The sequence below is a fragment of the Methylomonas rosea genome (assembly GCF_024505055.1).
GTDB classification, from domain to species: domain Bacteria; phylum Pseudomonadota; class Gammaproteobacteria; order Methylococcales; family Methylomonadaceae; genus Methylomonas; species Methylomonas rosea.
This window is the reverse complement of the sequence record NZ_JANIBL010000016.1, coordinates 54,977-72,781: the sequence shown is the minus strand read 5'-3', so window position 1 is coordinate 72,781 and position 17,805 is coordinate 54,977. Positions and strand designations below refer to the sequence as shown.

The window sequence follows — 17,805 nt, the reverse complement described above, 5'->3', positions numbered from 1 at the left end:
ACACGGGACTAATCAGCCGATTGTTAACACTGCCGTCATCGCCGCCTTGAATGACGAAATACTGACCGCGCGTCGCACCAATGATCCGTGTCAGTACTTCCTGCCGGTTTATATCAAACTCTGAGACAAAAAAATAAGTCGTGGGACAAAGAAATAACTTCTGTCTGCGGTCCGGGTCAAATTCCCTCACCCATTGGTTAAGGTGCTCTATTAAGGTGTAGCTCTCACTGAGAATCTTATGCTTGGTTCCAACAGCAAATACCTTAACGTCATAAGGCCTGGATGCGTTGCTAAGTGCGATCTGGTTATAGTTGTCAGTATGTTGTTGGCTTGGTTGATTTTGCTCAGAAAAACTATCGTTTTTTGAGACTTGAAGGGATTGATTCGACTGGTTCATTACGCCACCTCATTAAGCAAATAATGCAGAGTGCGCCTAAATTTGCGCCTTGCTGCGGTTATGTTGCTTCAACTCGACGGCAATCCAGTTGAAAAACTCTTGCGGTTCAAAGAGTTAGGATGGTGGGTCGTGTGCGATTCGAACGCACGACCATCGCATTAAAAGTGCGGTGCTCTACCGGCTGAGCTAACGACCCTGATTGAGCCGCCCATTATACTTAAAATTATCTTCTTTGCAACGATTAATTGTAATAATTACAAAAACTCGGGGAGTCGCAATTTTTGCCGTAAGACTTTTTCGAGCTTCCCCCACAGGAAAAATTGGCAAAACGGGCCAAACGTTTATGCCTGCGGCGCCCCGATTCGTCCGCGCCACCTCGTTCCGACCCAGCAAAGGTCAGAACATAGGCTCTCTGATGACTTAACCCCTATATCGCGATGCCTTTGCAGGTTTTCTCAACTTAGTTATGAAAACCCGTCCAGCGCTACGGTTATCGGGGACTAAAAATGTTCACTTCGCACGCGCTCCGTTTCCAATATATTCAGCGAGAGCACTCTTACTGCAAATTAAAACAGGCCTTCTCATTCCTTTACCGGCCTTTTTTCCAACTTTCTTTGCAATGTTCTTCTGTGCATATTCAACGCTCTGGCGGCGGCGGAGATGTTGCCGTCATGTTGCATCAGCACTTTTTGTAAATGCTCCCATTCCAAGCGCTTCACCGATAGCGGATTATCACTGATGGCTACAGACGCATCACCTTCGTTTTTGTATAAGGCACTAACAATCTCATCGGCGTTGGCCGGTTTGGTCAGATAATGAATCGCGCCTAATTTGATCGCCTCCACCGCAGTGGCAATACTGGCAAAGCCGGTCAACATGACGATTTGGGTATTGTCATCCAGGGAAATCAATTTCTTGACCATTTCCAGACCGGAATCGAAACCGATCCGTAAGTCTATTACCGCGTATTCAGGCTCGGTTTGTTCCGCCAGCTTCATTGCCGTATCGACATCGTTGGCGACGGTCACTTGAAAATTGCGCTTTTCCAGTGCCGGCTTCAAGACCGAACAAAAAGTGACATCATCATCGACCAGCAATAAATTGGGCTTATCCGTAGGTAATTCGTTCATGCATACTCTCCTTAGCTAATAGCGGCAAACTGATCTCAACGCAGGCGCCGCCTGACTCTAAATTACTGAACTGTATTTTACCGCCGAGTCGCTTGATAGTGGTATAGGTCAAAAACAAGCCGACACCCATGCCTTGCTTATTGCTCTTGACCGGTTGATGCCCGGCAAACTCAATAAATTCGGCGGGCAGGCCTGGACCAAAATCCCTGATTTTCAAGTTTAGCGTTTCCTCATCCCATTCCACATGAAACTCGATGCCCGCATCGACCGGCGACGCCTCGGCAGCATTATTCAAGATATTGATGATGGAGTGAGTCACGGTGCGCTCCGCAATCACGCGCGCGTCCATGTCGACATCCGGTGATATAAATAATTTGAGCCGGGTAGCGGCTTTATGCGTGCGCCACTGGCCTAACACTTCATCGATATACTCGCTCACCAGCATCACCTTACCTGACTCCGCCCGCATCTCACCGGCGGAAGCCGACATCACCGACAGGGCCTGTTTGCAGCGATCAATCTGCTGCTGAACTATCACCAGTTTCTGATGCATATCCGGGTAACGATGCTCCGACAATTCTTCCGCCATCTCATGCGTCAGAATCGCAATTGTACCCAGCGGCGTACCCATGTCGTGCGCCGCACTAGCGGCCAAGGTACCCAATGACACCACCCGCTCGTCGCGTAATGCACTCTCGCGGGCGTCGGCCAAATTGCGCTCTCGTTCCTTCAAGGTTTTGGACAGTTCGACCACGAAAAACGCTACCAGTCCCGCGCTAAACACAAAGCCAAACCACATACCAAATACATGCAGATTGAAATAGCGCCTGTCGTTCATCAAATGCATTTGCAGACTCATTTCCGGTGTCATCTCAGCCATCGCCGGATGCGCCATATGCGGCTCTACGGCCGGCAAGGGTACGTTGTAGGCAATCAAAACCGTATAGACGCAGGAGGTAATGATCACCATATTCCAGGCGTAAGCTTGCGGCAGCATGATAGCGGTAACAATCAAAGGTAATAGAAATACCCAAATGATCGGATTTGACGCGCCGCCGGTGAGGTAAAGCAAATAGGCCAGCGCCAACACATCCATGCATATTTGCGAAAAAATCTCGTGCTCGGTGACCTCTTCCGGGGTTCTCAGCCGCAACCAGGTGTAAAGATTAAGTATGGAAATCGCAAAAATCGCTAGCCACAACTGATTTTGCGGCAAATTGATACCCAAGCCGTTCACCGCGATAAACACCGCAACCGTGACGGCAAACAGCATCAAATTCCTAAGAATGTATAACCACCGTAGGTTTTCCCGAATGGAGATTTCGGCTTTGGGCAGAATGTGTGAAAGCATAGAAACAACACTAAATTTAAGAAAGCGTCGCAGCGATATACTACTGCCGTTCGCTTAACATGATGGAAAACCGATCAAATTTGGATGCCGGTCGTCGGAGTATTCGCAATCGAGTTTCGCGAGTAAAACCGTCACCTTGTTTTATTCGCCAAATATTAACTGCCAGTCTTCGGCGAATAAAAAATTGAGCTAGCCACTTATTAAGAACTAAAGAAAAATCCACGAGCTAGTCATTTCGAAGCAAGCGGCACGATCTGACGAATCATGCCCCTAAAAAATAGTGCGGCATATCACGCATTAGCCAAACGCCAGCCGCCGTTTTTATCCACCCATCTCATGCTCAGCCAATACCAGAACGTCATGGGCAGCATCATCGCGAACCATTCCCAGTCATCTATTAAAAATAACTTGGCAACCCAGCCGTTGCCGTCGAAATATAGCGGCCAAGGCACACAGTAAACGGTAAAAACAATACTACTCCAGATCAACAGTAACGCGCCTTTGCGGGTTTCTATACTGGATAAGGCCAAGAACACCCACAGCGGGGTTTTATCGGTTTTTTGCATACATCTCTCCACTGAAAAATCTCGTGCCAACCCAATTAGCGGCGCAACAACCTAACAATAAATGACTAGAAAAGAAAGAAATTCCTGATCAAATCCGCCAAAACAAAATTCACCACCAAACCCTGATTAACCACCAATAATTGAACTGTGTTATATAAAACACGCTTCTGAGCTATTTCACTGAGTTTCACCCGAGACTCAGTCAAGCCACCCCAAGCAAAATAAGCCGTAATACAATGAAATGTATATGTTTTATTAAACTGGCCCATTATTCGCTTTAACTAGTGCGCTTGCTTCGTGGTTTGCTCTCCGAAAAGCGGTTAGTAGTTCTCTATCCCTGCCATGTCTGCCGCTGGCGTAATTAGCAAATCTCTGGAAGCAAGAATTGCCACACCCGTCGTGAGGCGGGGCCGGAAAATCACGGTTCTTAAAAAACGATTTAAAGAAGGCCGGATTGCCCCCATGCGCGCCATGGGCGAGGGCAAAGTTTGGCTCGATGCTATTGGTCAAGTTTTGTCAGTTTCGCTGTTACCTTTAATTCCAATAACAAAGAGGACGATAATGATCTTTCATAAAACGGCTATAGCAGCTATTTTGACAACTGGCCTAGCGGGCGTTTCAGGCCAAGCATTTGCACATCAATACTACAACTTGACCGGTGCGGGCACGATCGCTTCAGGCGACTCGGCCATTGGCTTTGGGGTCATCAACAGTATCAACGGTACTGACGGAGTCTCCGCCAACTCCAACGGAACCAATCGCGTCTCCAACGGCACCACTGTATACAACGCGACCAGCAATAACTTCATCTCCGGCACCGGCTCGGCTGCGGCCACTGCAACCGAAATTCCAGGCAACCTGCCCTATATGTGGTACTCCGGTCAGCATTCAACGGCTCTTGGCGTCACTAAACGCGATCATTACACCGGCACCAGCGCTACCGACAATACCGCCAACATGTTGAGCGGCATGAGTGCAACAGCAGCCAACAACACGAGCCTTACCCTACCGAATGGTCAAGTTCTGGTTGCTCCAGGTACCACCAATTGGGGCACGAACAACACATCGAGTTTGTGGAAAGCCTACAACGATAAAAACACTCTCCCCGCCAATGTAGCTACCTGGGGAACCGTCATGGCCGACCTACCGGGCACTCCAAGCAATGACCACCCCTACCAAGCGGTAGCCGGCAACTCGGCCGAAACCAGCTTAGGCCTCGACTACGGTTTGATTCATGTCAGCTGCGGTACTAACACCGCCGCCGATAACTGCGCAAAAGACGGCGATGTTTTGACTACCATAACCATCAAAAACGATAGTGATTACAGTGCGTTAAACGGTTTACTGGATGTAGCTCTTTACCGCAACGTTGACACCAGCACTACATCTGACCGTAACGCCGCCTCTGCCTTCGGCAGCGCTGGTTTCCAAGGCTCCAGCCTAGGTGAAGCCATATGGACCGCCAGCATGAGCAGCGTCTCCGACACCCTGTTTTATAGCTTTATCTTTAACCAAGCCGAATGGAATGCGACCGGCACACCGGGTTATGAAACCAATGGCTTTTACACCTTGGTGATCGGCGCCCACGGTGGCACCGGCAGTGCTGCTGACGCAGTCGTTTACGATGTACTGGTTACTACTTCAGCAGTCCCAGTTCCAGGCGCAGTCTGGCTGTTTGGCAGCGCATTGGCAGGTTTCGTTGGTTTTGGTCGTCGTAAAACAACCGCGGCTTAATCAACAAGTTGGTATCCGCGTTATGGAAAATGCGGATACTTTGTCTTTTTATGTGAATATTTTGGGAATAACAGTATGAATAGAAAGCTTCATAAAGCCATTGTCGGCATTTTGGGTACCGTAGCGTTGGCGGCATCATCGCATGCGAATGCAATGGGTGTTGCTGAAGTAGATTTAGGTACTTTCACTGGAAGCGCCTTGGCAGGAACGAGCACTGCCGGAAAAAAATCATGGGCAGATTCTATTTCCGGATCTAATGGTTTTGGCTGGGTGCATACCGGTTCTACCTTCGCCAAGTTGCAAGTGGGTTCGGCTGCGCAGATCGCCAGTGGCGCGACGGTAAATTTGACTATTAAGATGACTGCGGCCGCCACTAACGGCATCGATAATCCAGCGTTTTCAGTTTGGACCAGCGGCACCAGTGATTTTAACTTATCCGCGGGTGGTTTTGGCTTGCATACCTACTCACAAGTTCGCGGCCCTTCGGATGGCGGTGTGTCCGATAACGCCTCGTTAGGTAACATTGGCATCACCGACTTCATCGGTTACAGCAATTCCGGTGGCTCGTTTACCAATGGCGATGGTGACGCTGTCGGTGCGGGTGGCGTTTCTTCATCGCCATGGGTTTCTGCCATCGCCTCTTCTTGGGCTAGCGGCGCTGATTTCTCGTCTCTGACATTGAGCGGACTAAAATCGGGATATTATCTGATTGCTGCGGGTGGCAGTTGTTTCAACGGAACGTGTGCGGCGGGAAGTAGCTTTAATTTGGAAGTGACTGCCGCTCCCGTGCCTGTTCCAGCCGCTGTTTGGCTGTTCGGCTCGGCAATGGCGGGTCTCATTGGCGTCAGTAAACGCAAACGCTCAGCATAAATGAAATCACCCTAAATAGGATCGCCCTGAAGAAAAGGGGCATAAGTTTTAATACAGGAGTTTTTAAAACGCAGGAATGTTAACGGATTAACCAGTGTATGGAAGCATTCAACCCCGAATTACGGCATGAAGCCGGTTCGGGGTTTTTTATGGCTAAAAGTATGAATAGCCCAAAATTCATCCTGATTAGTTTTACGGATAGCTGCGAACCAACGCACCTATTAACAGTTGAAATCCTGAGCGATTACGCGCTCTTTTTAAAGAAGATGGTATCTTTGGCGTTTGACTATGTCGGCTTTACTCGTGACGGAGGCTTTGCTGCTGTTGCATCGGTTTATAGAGCACTGAAGCAAGTAATGCTCAATGTCCGCGTATTTATCACGGAGAATACAGAAATGACGGATTTTATTCTGTGGGCATCCAACCGAGCGATAGCCTTGGATCATCAAAACCGCGATTCACTGGCGCAATGGTTGATAAACCACAAATACACTTTGAACGAAAAAGGCGATTTAGTGATTACCGACGATGACAATCCGATAGCAAGTATGCAAATTAGAGCAGTGGAGCGATGTCTGCAAAAGCTCTTGAAACTGCTACCACCTGACTTGTTGATCTTATAATGTCTACTTCAGTAAAACCTAACCGCAATGCACCCTGCCCCTGCGGCAGTGGCAAAAAATACAAAGTCTGTTGTGCAAATCGCGAATCGCAGGACGCCACTAAATCGGCAGTTGATTTGCAATGGCTACATAGTCAAGCGCAGCAGGCTGTTGCTGGTTCAAATTTCGTGGATGCCGAACAGTATTTCCGTCAATTGAGCGTATTAAAACCCAGTGATGCCTACTATCGCGCCAGCCTTGGTCAGGCTTTGTGTTGGTTGAAGCGTAAAAAAGAAGGCCTCGGGCAACTGCTGCAGGCGGCCCGTTTGCTGGAACGGCAAGCGAGTAAAAGCCGTGATCCCCGCTTTCTTGTAGAACTTTCCAGCCAGCTCATGCACTGGGGCGAAGCCGGAATGGGAGAAAAGCTGGCTCGCTTGGCGGTCGCATTAGCGCCCAATTCGCCAGTCACGCTGAATAATCTAGCCCTGTGTTTGACTCGAATAAACCGTAATAAAGAAGCTTTGCCGATTGCCCAGAAGGTTTGTCAACTACTTCCCGATCACCCGGGATGCAATATTGCGTTGGCGATCTTGGAAGCACAATTGCTGGAGCGTGAGCAGGCGCTAAATCGATTGGACAAAGTCATTGAACGCAACGATGACCCGGAACAAACCGCACGGGCCTGGTTGGAAAAGGCCATCATATTAGACAAGCTCGGTCGATTCGACGAAGCGTTTACCAGTATGGGCATGGCCGGAGACAAGCACGCTGCAATCTCCCCCTTTAACCCGGAACAGCGGGAAATGATTTTCGATACCTTGGATCGTAATCGCGGCGGATTCGATCACAAGCTGTTGCAACGTTGGCCAGAGGAATCGTTGATCGATGATGGCTTGCCCGCTCCGGCGTTTTTATTGGGTTTTTTGCGTTCCGGGACAACGTTGACTGAACAGGTACTCGGCTCCCATCCGAAACTACTTGCAACGGATGAAAGCACTATCGTCCATGAGTTGACACAGGAACTTGAACGGATAAGTGGCGTAGTTGGCGATCACGCCAAGGCTCTTCGCTCCCTGACAAATAATCACATTAAGCAATTGCGCCAGTTTTATTGGCGCCGGATGCGCGAAGAATTTGGCGAAGACGTCATGCGCCGCCAGGTGGTGGACAAGAATGCGCTGAACACTATTGATCTTGGCGTGATCAGCGTAGTGTTTCCCGAAGCCAAAATTCTATTTGCTTTGCGAGATCCCAGAGACGTCTGCTTGAGTTGTTTCATGCAGGCATTTAGCCCGTCTCCAGCGACTATCAATCTATCGTCGTGGCATGGCATCGCCAGACAATACGCGGCGGTGATGAGTTATTGGCTTGAAATCAGAGACCTTATTCAACCAGCCTACCTGGAATTGCGTTACGAGGATACTGTCACCGATTTCGAAGGGGCTTATCAGCGAGTTTTCGAGTTTTTAGGTGTGGAATGGCATGCTTCCGTCAACAAATTTCATGAACGCGCCAAGGGACGCTATATTTCTACACCCAGTTTTGCCGCTGTTTCGCAACCCATTTATAACTCGTCGCTTAATCGCTGGGTGAATTATCGAAATTATTTCGATACCATCAATTTGCAGTTGCAGCCCTTTATTGAAGCATTCGGATACGCTGTCAATCTCGATTGACTCGAGGTTCTAAAATATAAGCAGGCGTATGGCGATCTCCAATTTGGACCAATTGCCCCACTGCAAACAAAGTCTCATAGTTCCGCAAGCACAGATAGCGCTTCTTGAATATTGCTGACCGCATGGATTTGCAAGTTCTTCACCGCATCCTTGGGCTTATTGCTTTTCGGGATAATCGCCCGCTTGAAACCGTGCTTGGCCGCTTCGTTAAGGCGAGCATGACCGTTGGCAACCGGGCGAATCTCGCCGTTTAAACCCACCTCACCAAAGAACACCGTGTCGTAAGGGATGATGCGGTCGCGCAGACTGGACACCACGCCGACCATGATCGCCAGGTCAGTACTGGTTTCGGAAACCTTGATGCCACCCACCACGTTGGCGTAAATCTCGTCATTGCCGGTGAATATCCCGCCGTGGCGCGACAACACCGCCAACAACATGGCTAGACGGTTTTGATCCAGGCCCACCGCCAACCGGCGCGGATTACCGTACTGGCTTTCGGTGACCAGCGCTTGAATCTCCACCAGCAAGGGCCGAGTACCTTCCCACAATACCGTCACCACGCTGCCCGGCGAGGGCTTTTCGGCACGAGATAAAAACATTGCCGACGGATTTTTCACTTCCTTCAAGCCGCTGCTTTCCATCGCAAAAAAGCCTAACTCGCCGACGCTGCCGAAGCGGTTCTTGTCGGCGCGCAGTACCCGAAAACGCGAATCGTCGGTGGACGACAACACTACTTGCGCATCAACGATGTGGCTTAAGGTCATCGGCCCGGCCAACGATTGATCCTTGGTAACGTGGCCGACCATGAAAAATGACACGCCGGTGCGTTTGGCGTATTGCGTCAAATAGCTGGCCGACTCGCGTACCTGCGACACCGAACCGGGCGCCGAATCGGAATCGGCGGTATACATGACCTGGATCGAATCGATGATCACCACTTTGGGCTGCTCTTCGTCGAGTATCTGGCAGATCTGCTGTACCGAGGTTTCGGCCAGCATCTTAATGCCGGCGGTATTCAGTTGCAGACGGTGAGCGCGCTCGGCGATCTGTTGCAACGACTCCTCACCTGACACATAAAGCACCGGCAATTGGAGGGCGATATGCGCAATGGCTTGCAGCAGGATGGTACTCTTGCCCGCGCCCGGCGCGCCGCCGATCAACACCACGCTACCGGTGACGATGCCGCCGCCCAGCACCCGGTCGAACTCGGCCAGGCCGGTGGAAATCCGCTCGGCTTGCGCCAGATTGACTTCAGACAGCAAACGCACTTCGCTACGGCTGCCGGCATAACCGGAATTGTCGCGCGCGGTTTTACCGTTACCCAGCTTTACTTCCTTGATGCTGTTCCAGGCCCCGCATTGGTTGCATTGCCCGGACCAGCCGGGATAATCGGCGCCGCATTCGGTACAGACGTAAGCGGATTTTTGCTTTTTGGCCATAAGCTCAAATATCGCTATTTAAGCGCCGGCTCGAAGAAAAGCGCCCACTAATTCGCTCGGGAGGATTAGCTGCCATCATCAATAAAACACCCTAAACAAGCGCTGAATCTGTCCAAACTCGTACAGATACGGTTGCGCCACATCCCGGTTGGCCGCGACCACGATCAGGTCGTGGGAGAACACCGAGGTGTTGTACCAATTGAAGCTGCCGTCGATGACGATGTAATCGTCGATCACGCAATATTTGCTATGGATGGGCGAATACGGCACCGGCAAGTCGTCTTGCCCATAGACCAATCCCACCCGAATCCCGGCGTCGCGCAAACGTTGCACGGCCGGCAATAGCGGCCGGGCCAGTTCATCGGCCATGCTACGTTCAACGCCGATTTTGCCCTGCCGCGCCAAGTGGCCGTTGAACAGTAATTGCACATCCACACCGCGGTCGCGGGCCTGAATCAAGGCGTTAACGACGCTGTCGTGATGGTCGCCTAGCAAGTCGCCGATTAAAAACAGACACAGCTTTAAGGACCGACGGGCGCGATGAATTTCCGCCAATATCGCATGATGAGGCCGATAAGGACGGCCATTGGCCATGGTTTGCCGGCCGAAGGTATACAGCAGATTGAACGGACTAAGCGGATCGATACCGTATTTTTGAATAACCCCGCCACGCTGGCTCTGGAAAATGTTATCCAGCAGACGGCATACGCCTTTGGAATGAAAACTCATGCCCGATTCCCAATTGGCCCACCAGCGATCGAAGGTGATGTTGAACGAGCCGACGATGCAATCGTCATCATTGAAGATCACAAACTTGGTGTGCATGTCCGGTTCCACTTCGATCAAGTGGTGTTTGGGTGTGCAAAACACCCCAACCAATTCGATGCCGGAGCGTTTCAGGCGCGCATAATTCTGGCTATTGGTCAGCGTCATTTTTCGCCAATCGACGATGCATTGCACCCACACGCCCTGCTGGCTGGCGTGAATCAAATGGTTAATAAAGTCGCCGTCGTCAATGCAATCCACGCTGACTTTAATGGTGCATAAGCGGTCGGGTTGACTGTGCTTGGCCGCGATCACCTTATCGATATGATCGTGAATAAAGCGCTTGGGGTGATAAGGATGGAATTGCTGGCCCTTGGTGAACTTAGGCGTCAGTTGCAAGGAATCGAAATGATGGTTGTACCAGTCCACATCGCTTTGCAACTGGCCGGAGTCCAGTTCGTAACTGCGGAAATGGTTGGGCGTGGCCCAATGCTCGTTAATATGGCGCTGCTGCGGATGATTGTCCCGCAACTGGTCGCCGTCCATGAAAATATAGTCATGCCGTGAGGCAATCGAATGCTCGCCCAAATGCACGATAAACGAAAACTTGATGCAGCTGATCTTGCCGAACTGCCCTGAGTGGGGCATCACATAAAAATCCCGTGTCGAGCGTTTGTGCTTGTCCCACTCCACGTCATACGCGTCGGTATCGACGATATAGGTTTCGCAAATCGACTCCCGATACACCTTCAATACCACCTTCAAATTAGCGGCAATGCCGTGCGACATCTCGAAATCTATCTTGCCCCAGCGGACGTCGAAGGTTTCCCTAAAATCGTTAGTGCGTTGGAAACAACCGCCTAGTTTGCCAAATACCGGTTTGGCGTAGTGTTCTGCTACTTGCATATGGTGCTGCCTAATTAAACAAGCTTAAATTCAATCTTAAAATCGCCGCAGCGATTCAGTCTATAGCGGCTCAAAGGTCATCAGATAGCCGCAATGATCGGATACGGACCCGTAATCCTGCTCGGTGAATACAGTCCTTGCCGAGCTGGCCCGCAGGCCGCTGTCCTTGTCCATAAAAATGTAATCGATTCGATAATCGTCGGCCAGATAGTCCCGCCAATGCGCGTCGTTCACCCGAAAAACTTGTTGAAACAGTGCCGGTGCGTTCGCGGCCAGATATTGATCTTCATACTGATGGCCGTTGACCACCAATTCGTAGCCGGTCGAACCGGCTGCAATATTGAAATCGCCGCACAGCAAGGTCGCGTCCACGTCTGCGCTACGTTTGCCGTCCGCCCAGGCGGATAGGCGTTGAAACTGTTGTTGAAAGCCGTCTTCCCACCAGCTCAAATGTGCGGAAAACACATCGAGAGTACCAATATAAGGCACTCTGATGCGCGCCGACACCACTTTACGGGAATGGATGCTGTAGGCATCGTGGCTATCCGATACGTAGCGGGCTTCTTGCTCAGCCAGTGGAAAACGGCTAAGGATAGCCACGCCTTCGCGGAATTTGTCGAACCCCAAATGCGACCAGTCGGTGTAGAGATGAAAAGGCTTAGGCAAACGCTGATTGATGATATTCGCGGAATTGGACGGCCAATCGCCGCGCCCGTCATTCCAATATTCCGCCACTTCCTGCAGGCAAACTATATCGGCACCCAGTTCATCGATGGCAGTGGCGATTTGCCAGAACTTCCGGTCTTGCTCGTCTTCCTGGTAGCAATGCAGATTCAAAATCAGCAGCCGCAGCGGCGTGCGGCTCAGGGCATAATTTTGGCCGGCGTTGTTATCCCACAGCGTCTGCTCCTTGTTTTCGCAGCTGATGGTGTATTGCAGACGAAACGCATCCCCCACCCTGATCCGCCCGCTCCATACTTGAGCGAGATGCAAGCCGGCGTAGACGGCTTTATTGGCGGATTTTCTTTGCGCCTGGCGGCGGCAACTGGTCGTGTGACTGTGTTGCCAATTGTCGATAGTCCAATGTATCGTCACATGGTCTATTTCCAAGGCGGCATCGACCGCCAGCTTGATCGGCACGGAATGCTGACCGTCCTGAAGTTGTTCGGCGTGGCTCAATTGCAGTATGGCTGCGGCACCGGTCAACCTGCCGCCGCAGCCGGCACCGCTGAAATAGTCGCCGCCTTCGTTGTTGTCCCAATATTCGCTGCCGGCTGCTTGCAGCCGCAAGGCAAAACGAATGTCGCCGGGTATATCGGCATGCGCCTGCGGCGGAAATACGATTTCGGCTTGCCAATACTCCTGCCCATCATCCGCCTTACGGTTGAATAAGGCCGGTAAAAAGTGCCAGACGCCGTCTTCGCCGGCCCAAACCACTTCCACCTGCTTGTGATAATCCAGGTCTGCGACTCGCATCAAAAACAGCAAGGATTGCTGACAGGCGGCGGCCTTGCCGGTGACGTTATTGGCTACATACAACAATTGGATGTTATCCATAGCTCCCCCTGGAGGTTGGTTAGGCAGTGCCCAAAACAAGCGTCTGTCTAGGCGGCATAATGGCGAAAATCAATGTCCGGAAAAATATCGTCCATGATCTCCAGCGCTGTCAGATAACGTTCATCAATACGGTTTTTGCGAATCGCATCGTGCAAATAATTAAAACGAGCCAAATGATCGGTGATGCGTTTGCGCGCGTAATCGATAGTGGTGCCGGCCTTCATGATAAACGGCCAATCGGAAGACTGCGCCAGCAACAGCGATCTGGCTGCCTGATTTAAAGCGCGTTGCTGCAAATCACTCACGCCAAAGCCGCGCAAATCGCCGGCCAGCTTTTCCATTTCGGCGGCGGCCTTGTGCAACAAGGGATAAATCCAGTCGTTACTTTCGTTCAGCCAGTAACTGGAATAACCATGTTCGCCCCAACTGGAAGCGGCCGGCGTGGCCTGCACGTGCTGCAAAGGCAATTGCAAATAATCCCCGCAACTAACGGTCTGGACACCGTTTTCGCTGCTCGCCGCCAAACGCAAAACCTGTTCCAGCCATAAAGGCCCTTCGAACCACCAATGCCCGAATAGTTCAGCATCGTATGGTGCAACGATAATCGGCGCTTGCGGCATTTCCGCAGTCAACGCATCGATTTGCTGTTGGCGGCGCAAGATAAAATCCTCGGCATGCCGGCGCGCCTTCAGTCTGGCCAGTTCCGGCTGATAAACCTGCTTGGTTTGCTTGGCGCCGGTGATGCGGAAATACTTGATTCCGGTGTTGATCCGGGTTTCGCCATCCAAAATATAAGGCGCGATATATTCCAGGGGCAGATCGAAACCGATGTCGCGATAATACTCGCGGTAATCGCCGTCGCCCGGGTAGCCTTCCTCGGCGCTCCACACCTGCCGCGATGACGCCGGATCACGGCCGAACGCCGCCACGCCATCGCCGCAATTCAGCGGCGCATACACACCGTAGCGCGGCGACTGGTCGGCGTCCATGATCGCGTGACTATCGACGAAAAAATAATCTATGCCTTCAGCTTTCAGCACCTGTTCCAGGCCCGGATAATAACCGCATTCCGGCAACCAAAATCCACTGGGCGCAAAGCCGAATTGACTCTTGAAACTGGCGATGCCAACGCCGATTTGATTGCGCACCGACACTGGGCTGACATTCAACAGCGGCAAAAAGCCATGAGTGGCTGCCGTAGTAATCAATTCCAGGCAGCCCGCGCTGTGATGGCGTTGAAACGCCGTCAGCAAATCGCATTGATAGCGGTGCTGGTAACGATACAAGGCATCCTGAAACCACTGCATATACATCTGCGCCAGCGGCTCGAACTGCGGTAGCCGGCGGGTGCGCTCCAACTCCCGCTCCGCCAGTTCCAATCGGCCTTGCAGATAATGCAGATAGCGGTTTTGCAACATCGGATCGCGCAGCATCGTCATCAACGTCGGCGACAAGGATAAGGTCAGCCGGTACGGCACTTGATCGACATGCAGGCGTTCCAGCATCGCCAACAAGGGCAGATAGCATTCGGTAATTGCTTCGAACAGCCAGTTTTCTTCGAAAAAACTGTCGTGTTCGGGATGATGCACATAGGGCAAATGGGCATGCAAAACGATGCTGAGATAGCCTTTGTTCATCGCGGAATTAGTTTTGTTGGCCGGACGCGGTTACGGCAAGCGCCGAAGACGCTTGAGCAGGCGGTATTATAAACTGCGCCATCGCCGGCGACAGCCTTTCCGTCATCGGCGACACTTGCGGCGCAGTAGCCGCAGCCTGCGAATAAGCCAAAGGGCTAAATTCCTGCGCTGCGTTTAGCCGGCCTATCGCCACCTGGTAAATGCCGGCGATGCAGGCATTGCCGCTGGGCAGCGTAATCTGCTGCTGGCTGCGTTCGGCGGCAACCGGCACGTCGAACCAGGTCTTGACAGGTTCGGCCGGCGACGAGACCGCTTCGGCCGGTGCTGGGTGGCTGTAGACGCGCAAGGTCAAAGGCTGGGCATCTGCTGCCGGGTCGATCAGCGGCGTAGACGTCTGCCCCGCGTCATCAAGCTGCCAGTAAACATGCAAGTGTTCCGGATCGACCGGCAAGGCAACCAGCTTGGCGCTTTCAACTTTGGCTGCGACGATTTCCGGCCGCGGGGCAAACTCCCGATTGATCTGCTGACTGATGCTTAACAGCTCTTGCGGCGAAAAACCGGTACTCGTCAAGCGCGCCGCGCCAGCTCTGAACCGGCGCGGGGCAAAGCCCCGGCTAATCTCCAGGCTAATAGCCCGCATTTCCTCCGCAGAGAGCGGCATGCGGGCTTGAGACTGTGAGGAGGAAAAGGCCATCGGCAATGTTAACGGGTCTGGTGACTAGGTTTTATCCTGTGGGTAGCGGACATTCCGCGACGTATCGCCGCAGCGACCGGGCTTTATAGACTCTAACCGTTGTCGATTATTTACGCAAGGCGTAGGCCCGCAGCCCTTATATGCAGTAAAATCAGCGCTAATTCACAGTTTCTCGGTAAAGGGCATGCACAAACCATACAGTTTAAAGTCAGGGAGTCCCTATCCTCACGGCGCCAAGGTTAGCGAGGGCGGCGTCAATTTCTCCATCTCCAGCCGCCATGCCACGGATGTGGAACTGCTGTTATTTTCCGAGTCTGACAGCGTAAACCCCTTACAAGTCATACCCTTACAAAAAGATAAAAACCATACATTTTTCTCCTGGCATGTGTTTGTCGAAGAACTGCCGGTCGGCACCTGGTACGCCTGGCGCATCGACGGCCCGGAAAATACCCGCGAGTCGGGCTTGCGTTTTGATCGTGAAAAATTATTGCTGGACCCTTGGGCACGCGCTATCAGCGACAAACTTTGGGACCGCGCCGCCGCCTGCAAGCCCGGCGATAATAGCCAGCATGCCATGCGTGCGGTGGTGGTTGACGACCGTTATGACTGGGAAGGCGACACGCCACTGGCCATTCGTAGTGAAAAATCCATTATTTACGAACTGCATGTCGGCGGCTTTACCCGCCACTCCTCTGCCAAGGTTAAACACCCCGGCACTTTTATCGGCCTGATCGAAAAAATCCCTTATCTGAAAAAGCTGGGCATCACCCATGTCGAACTGTTGCCCGTCATGGCGTTTGACGAACAAGACGTGCCACCGCATACCTCCGATCTGGGTCTGAAAAACTACTGGGGCTACAGCACGCACAGCTTCTTTAGCCCGCATCCCGGTTATTGCGTCACACCGGAGCAAGGTACGCATATCTGCGAGTTCCGCGATCTGGTCAAAGCGTTGCACAAGGCCGGCATCGGCGTAATCATGGACGTGGTGTTCAATCACACCTCGGAAGCGGGCGCCGATGGGCCAGTCATAAATTTCAAAGGCATTACCGGCAACAGCTTTTATTTGACCGATAAGCACGATAAACGCATATTTCACGACTATACCGGCTGCGGCAACACCGTCAACGCCAATCACCCGCTGGTGACCAATTTCATCATCAGCTGCCTGGAATACTGGGTGCGGGAAATGCATGTCGATGGCTTTAGATTCGACCTGGCCAGTGCGTTGGCGCGCAGCGAAGACGGCAGCGTGTTGCAAGATCCGCCGCTGGTTTGGGGCATTGAATTGTCCGAACAACTGGCGAGAACCAAGCTGATTGCGGAAGCATGGGACGCGGCGGGCCTTTATCAAGTCGGCAACTTTCCCGGCTATCGCTGGGGAGAATGGAACGGCCGTTACCGCGACGTGATTCGCCGCTTCCTGCGCGGCGACACCGGCATCATCAGTGAAGTAGCCACACGCATCTGCGGCAGTAGCGATCTCTATCAACATCAGCATCGCTTGCCGATCAGCGGCATTAACTTTGTCACCTGCCACGACGGTTTTACCTTAAAAGATCTGTTCAGCTACAACGAGAAACACAACACCGCGAACGGCGAAAACAATCGGGATGGTTGCAGCAATAATCTCAGCAGCAACTGCGGCGCGGAAGGCCCTACACCCAACCCGGCCATATGCAGACTGCGGCGGCAACAGGTGAAAAACGCCTTTGCGGTTTTGCTGCTTAGTCATGGCGTACCGATGCTGTTGGCCGGCGACGAATTTCTGCACACCCAGCAAGGCAATAACAACTGCTACTGCCAAGACAACGAATTAAGCTGGCTAAACTGGGATAAAGCCAAGGAAAATGCCGACGTGCTGCATTTTGTGCAGCAGATGATCCGCTTGCGTAAACGCCATCCGGCCCTGATGCGCAGGAACTTCCTCACCGGCCGAAAAATGGAAGGCAAGGACATGGCCGACATCAGCTGGCATGGCCTGGAGGTGGATCAACCGCCGCGTTGGGACGATCCGAACACCCGGATTCTGGCGTTTACGCTGGCGGCATTAGGTAAAGATGAAGCAGACCTGCATGCAATACTGAACATGTCCGACAGCAAACACAGCATGCAGTTACCGGCGGTTGAAGGCAAAAGCTGGTGCCTGGCCGTGGATACCGCGCAAACGTCGCCCAAAGATATTGTCGAGCCTGCGGAGCAAAAAGCGCTGAGCAAACCCTGGTATATCGTCGAGCCGCATTCGATTGTGGTATTTGAAAGCACCACTCAAGCCGGTATCGAGGATGGGGATAGCGTAACAAAACGATCCGCGAATTTTTTCAGCAAATTGACCGGCATCAAGTTACTCGACCAGCCTGCGACGGAAATACCGACAAGTTAATGGGATAGCCTGGTGTCAGGGAACGCTATCGCCCCCCCCTGACCTACCGGACTTATCGTGTTATCACTGGCATGGATTACCGAAATTCAATGTCG

General features: G+C 52.0%; 14 protein-coding genes, 1 tRNA gene and 1 riboswitch. Of the genes, 5 read left to right on the top strand and 10 right to left on the bottom strand.

Features of this window, described 5'->3' with window-relative positions; translation table 11 throughout:
* The 5 genes from NP589_RS07235 to NP589_RS07215 form a co-directional block, all read right to left on the bottom strand.
* Positions 1 to 397: hypothetical protein (locus NP589_RS07235; RefSeq protein ID WP_256606369.1), on the bottom strand; the 397-nt coding region annotated here is incomplete at its 3' end.
* 120 nt (positions 398 to 517) lie between these two features.
* Positions 518 to 593, bottom strand: a tRNA-Lys gene (locus tag NP589_RS07230).
* A 385-nt stretch (positions 594 to 978) separates the two neighbouring features.
* Entirely contained in the window at positions 979 to 1,527 is a 549-nt protein-coding gene (locus tag NP589_RS07225; protein ID WP_020483073.1) for a response regulator transcription factor, read from the bottom strand.
* The gene (locus NP589_RS07220; RefSeq protein WP_256606368.1) at positions 1,505 to 2,878 is read right to left on the bottom strand and encodes an ATP-binding protein; all 1,374 of its coding nucleotides are present in this window, start codon (positions 2,876 to 2,878) and stop codon (positions 1,505 to 1,507) included. Before NP589_RS07220 ends, NP589_RS07225 begins: the two co-directional genes overlap by 23 nt.
* Positions 2,879 to 3,168: 290 nt before the next feature.
* Positions 3,169 to 3,444 carry a hypothetical protein gene (locus tag NP589_RS07215; protein WP_064008043.1) on the bottom strand — a complete coding sequence of 92 codons (276 nt, stop codon included), beginning with the start codon at positions 3,442 to 3,444 and terminating at the stop codon, positions 3,169 to 3,171.
* Positions 3,445 to 3,821: 377 nt separating this feature from the next.
* Positions 3,822 to 3,906, top strand: a riboswitch (cyclic di-GMP riboswitch).
* Here NP589_RS07215 and NP589_RS07210 point away from each other — a divergent pair.
* The 4 genes from NP589_RS07210 (at position 3,907) to NP589_RS07195 (ending at position 8,326) form a co-directional block, all read left to right on the top strand.
* Complete coding sequence (locus NP589_RS07210; protein ID WP_256606367.1) at positions 3,907 to 5,178, top strand: hypothetical protein; 1,272 nt, start codon at positions 3,907 to 3,909, stop codon at positions 5,176 to 5,178.
* Positions 5,179 to 5,253: 75 nt separating this feature from the next.
* Positions 5,254 to 6,048 (top strand): hypothetical protein, encoded by a 795-nt coding sequence (locus NP589_RS07205; protein WP_256606366.1) that lies wholly within the window; start codon positions 5,254 to 5,256, stop codon positions 6,046 to 6,048.
* Between the two features lie 98 nt (positions 6,049 to 6,146).
* On the top strand, positions 6,147 to 6,671 hold the full coding sequence (locus NP589_RS07200) for a hypothetical protein (RefSeq protein ID WP_256606365.1): 525 nt from the start codon (positions 6,147 to 6,149) through the stop codon (positions 6,669 to 6,671).
* Positions 6,671 to 8,326 carry a tetratricopeptide repeat-containing sulfotransferase family protein gene (locus NP589_RS07195; RefSeq protein WP_256606364.1) on the top strand — a complete coding sequence of 552 codons (1,656 nt, stop codon included), beginning with the start codon at positions 6,671 to 6,673 and terminating at the stop codon, positions 8,324 to 8,326. Before NP589_RS07200 ends, NP589_RS07195 begins: the two co-directional genes overlap by 1 nt.
* 74 nt (positions 8,327 to 8,400) lie before the next feature.
* Here NP589_RS07195 and radA read toward each other — a convergent pair whose 3' ends face one another.
* From radA to NP589_RS07170, 5 genes are all read right to left on the bottom strand, one after another.
* The gene (radA, locus tag NP589_RS07190; protein ID WP_256606363.1) at positions 8,401 to 9,768 is read right to left on the bottom strand and encodes a DNA repair protein RadA; all 1,368 of its coding nucleotides are present in this window, start codon (positions 9,766 to 9,768) and stop codon (positions 8,401 to 8,403) included.
* Positions 9,769 to 9,846: 78 nt separating this feature from the next.
* Positions 9,847 to 11,439 (bottom strand): phospholipase D-like domain-containing protein, encoded by a 1,593-nt coding sequence (locus NP589_RS07185; protein WP_256606362.1) that lies wholly within the window; start codon positions 11,437 to 11,439, stop codon positions 9,847 to 9,849.
* Positions 11,440 to 11,499: 60 nt separating this feature from the next.
* The gene (locus NP589_RS07180) at positions 11,500 to 12,996 is read right to left on the bottom strand and encodes an endonuclease/exonuclease/phosphatase family protein (protein WP_256606361.1); all 1,497 of its coding nucleotides are present in this window, start codon (positions 12,994 to 12,996) and stop codon (positions 11,500 to 11,502) included.
* A gap of 47 nt (positions 12,997 to 13,043) precedes the next feature.
* Entirely contained in the window at positions 13,044 to 14,633 is a 1,590-nt protein-coding gene (locus tag NP589_RS07175; RefSeq protein WP_256606360.1) for a glycoside hydrolase family 57 protein, read from the bottom strand.
* Between the two features lie 7 nt (positions 14,634 to 14,640).
* A complete protein-coding gene (locus tag NP589_RS07170; protein WP_256606359.1) occupies positions 14,641 to 15,327 on the bottom strand; it encodes a DUF4912 domain-containing protein in 687 nt (228 codons plus the stop codon).
* Positions 15,328 to 15,511: 184 nt separating this feature from the next.
* Between NP589_RS07170 and glgX the strand changes: the two genes are divergently transcribed.
* Positions 15,512 to 17,710, top strand: coding sequence for a glycogen debranching protein GlgX (gene glgX / locus NP589_RS07165; protein WP_256606358.1), 2,199 nt, complete (start codon positions 15,512 to 15,514; stop codon positions 17,708 to 17,710).
* Positions 17,711 to 17,805 lie beyond the last annotated feature (95 nt).

Coding starts and splice junctions, on each gene's coding strand:
- NP589_RS07175 (WP_256606360.1), bottom strand. CDS start 14,633: ATGAACAAAGGCTATCTCAGCATCGTTTTGCATGCCCATTTGCCCTAT.
- NP589_RS07210 (WP_256606367.1), top strand. CDS start 3,907: ATGCGCGCCATGGGCGAGGGCAAAGTTTGGCTCGATGCTATTGGTCAA.
- NP589_RS07185 (WP_256606362.1), bottom strand. CDS start 11,439: ATGCAAGTAGCAGAACACTACGCCAAACCGGTATTTGGCAAACTAGGC.
- NP589_RS07215 (WP_064008043.1), bottom strand. CDS start 3,444: ATGCAAAAAACCGATAAAACCCCGCTGTGGGTGTTCTTGGCCTTATCC.
- NP589_RS07195 (WP_256606364.1), top strand. CDS start 6,671: ATGTCTACTTCAGTAAAACCTAACCGCAATGCACCCTGCCCCTGCGGC.
- glgX (WP_256606358.1), top strand. CDS start 15,512: ATGCACAAACCATACAGTTTAAAGTCAGGGAGTCCCTATCCTCACGGC.
- radA (WP_256606363.1), bottom strand. CDS start 9,768: ATGGCCAAAAAGCAAAAATCCGCTTACGTCTGTACCGAATGCGGCGCC.
- NP589_RS07205 (WP_256606366.1), top strand. CDS start 5,254: ATGAATAGAAAGCTTCATAAAGCCATTGTCGGCATTTTGGGTACCGTA.
- NP589_RS07225 (WP_020483073.1), bottom strand. CDS start 1,527: ATGAACGAATTACCTACGGATAAGCCCAATTTATTGCTGGTCGATGAT.
- NP589_RS07200 (WP_256606365.1), top strand. CDS start 6,147: ATGGAAGCATTCAACCCCGAATTACGGCATGAAGCCGGTTCGGGGTTT.
- NP589_RS07170 (WP_256606359.1), bottom strand. CDS start 15,327: ATGGCCTTTTCCTCCTCACAGTCTCAAGCCCGCATGCCGCTCTCTGCG.
- NP589_RS07220 (WP_256606368.1), bottom strand. CDS start 2,878: ATGCTTTCACACATTCTGCCCAAAGCCGAAATCTCCATTCGGGAAAAC.
- NP589_RS07180 (WP_256606361.1), bottom strand. CDS start 12,996: ATGGATAACATCCAATTGTTGTATGTAGCCAATAACGTCACCGGCAAG.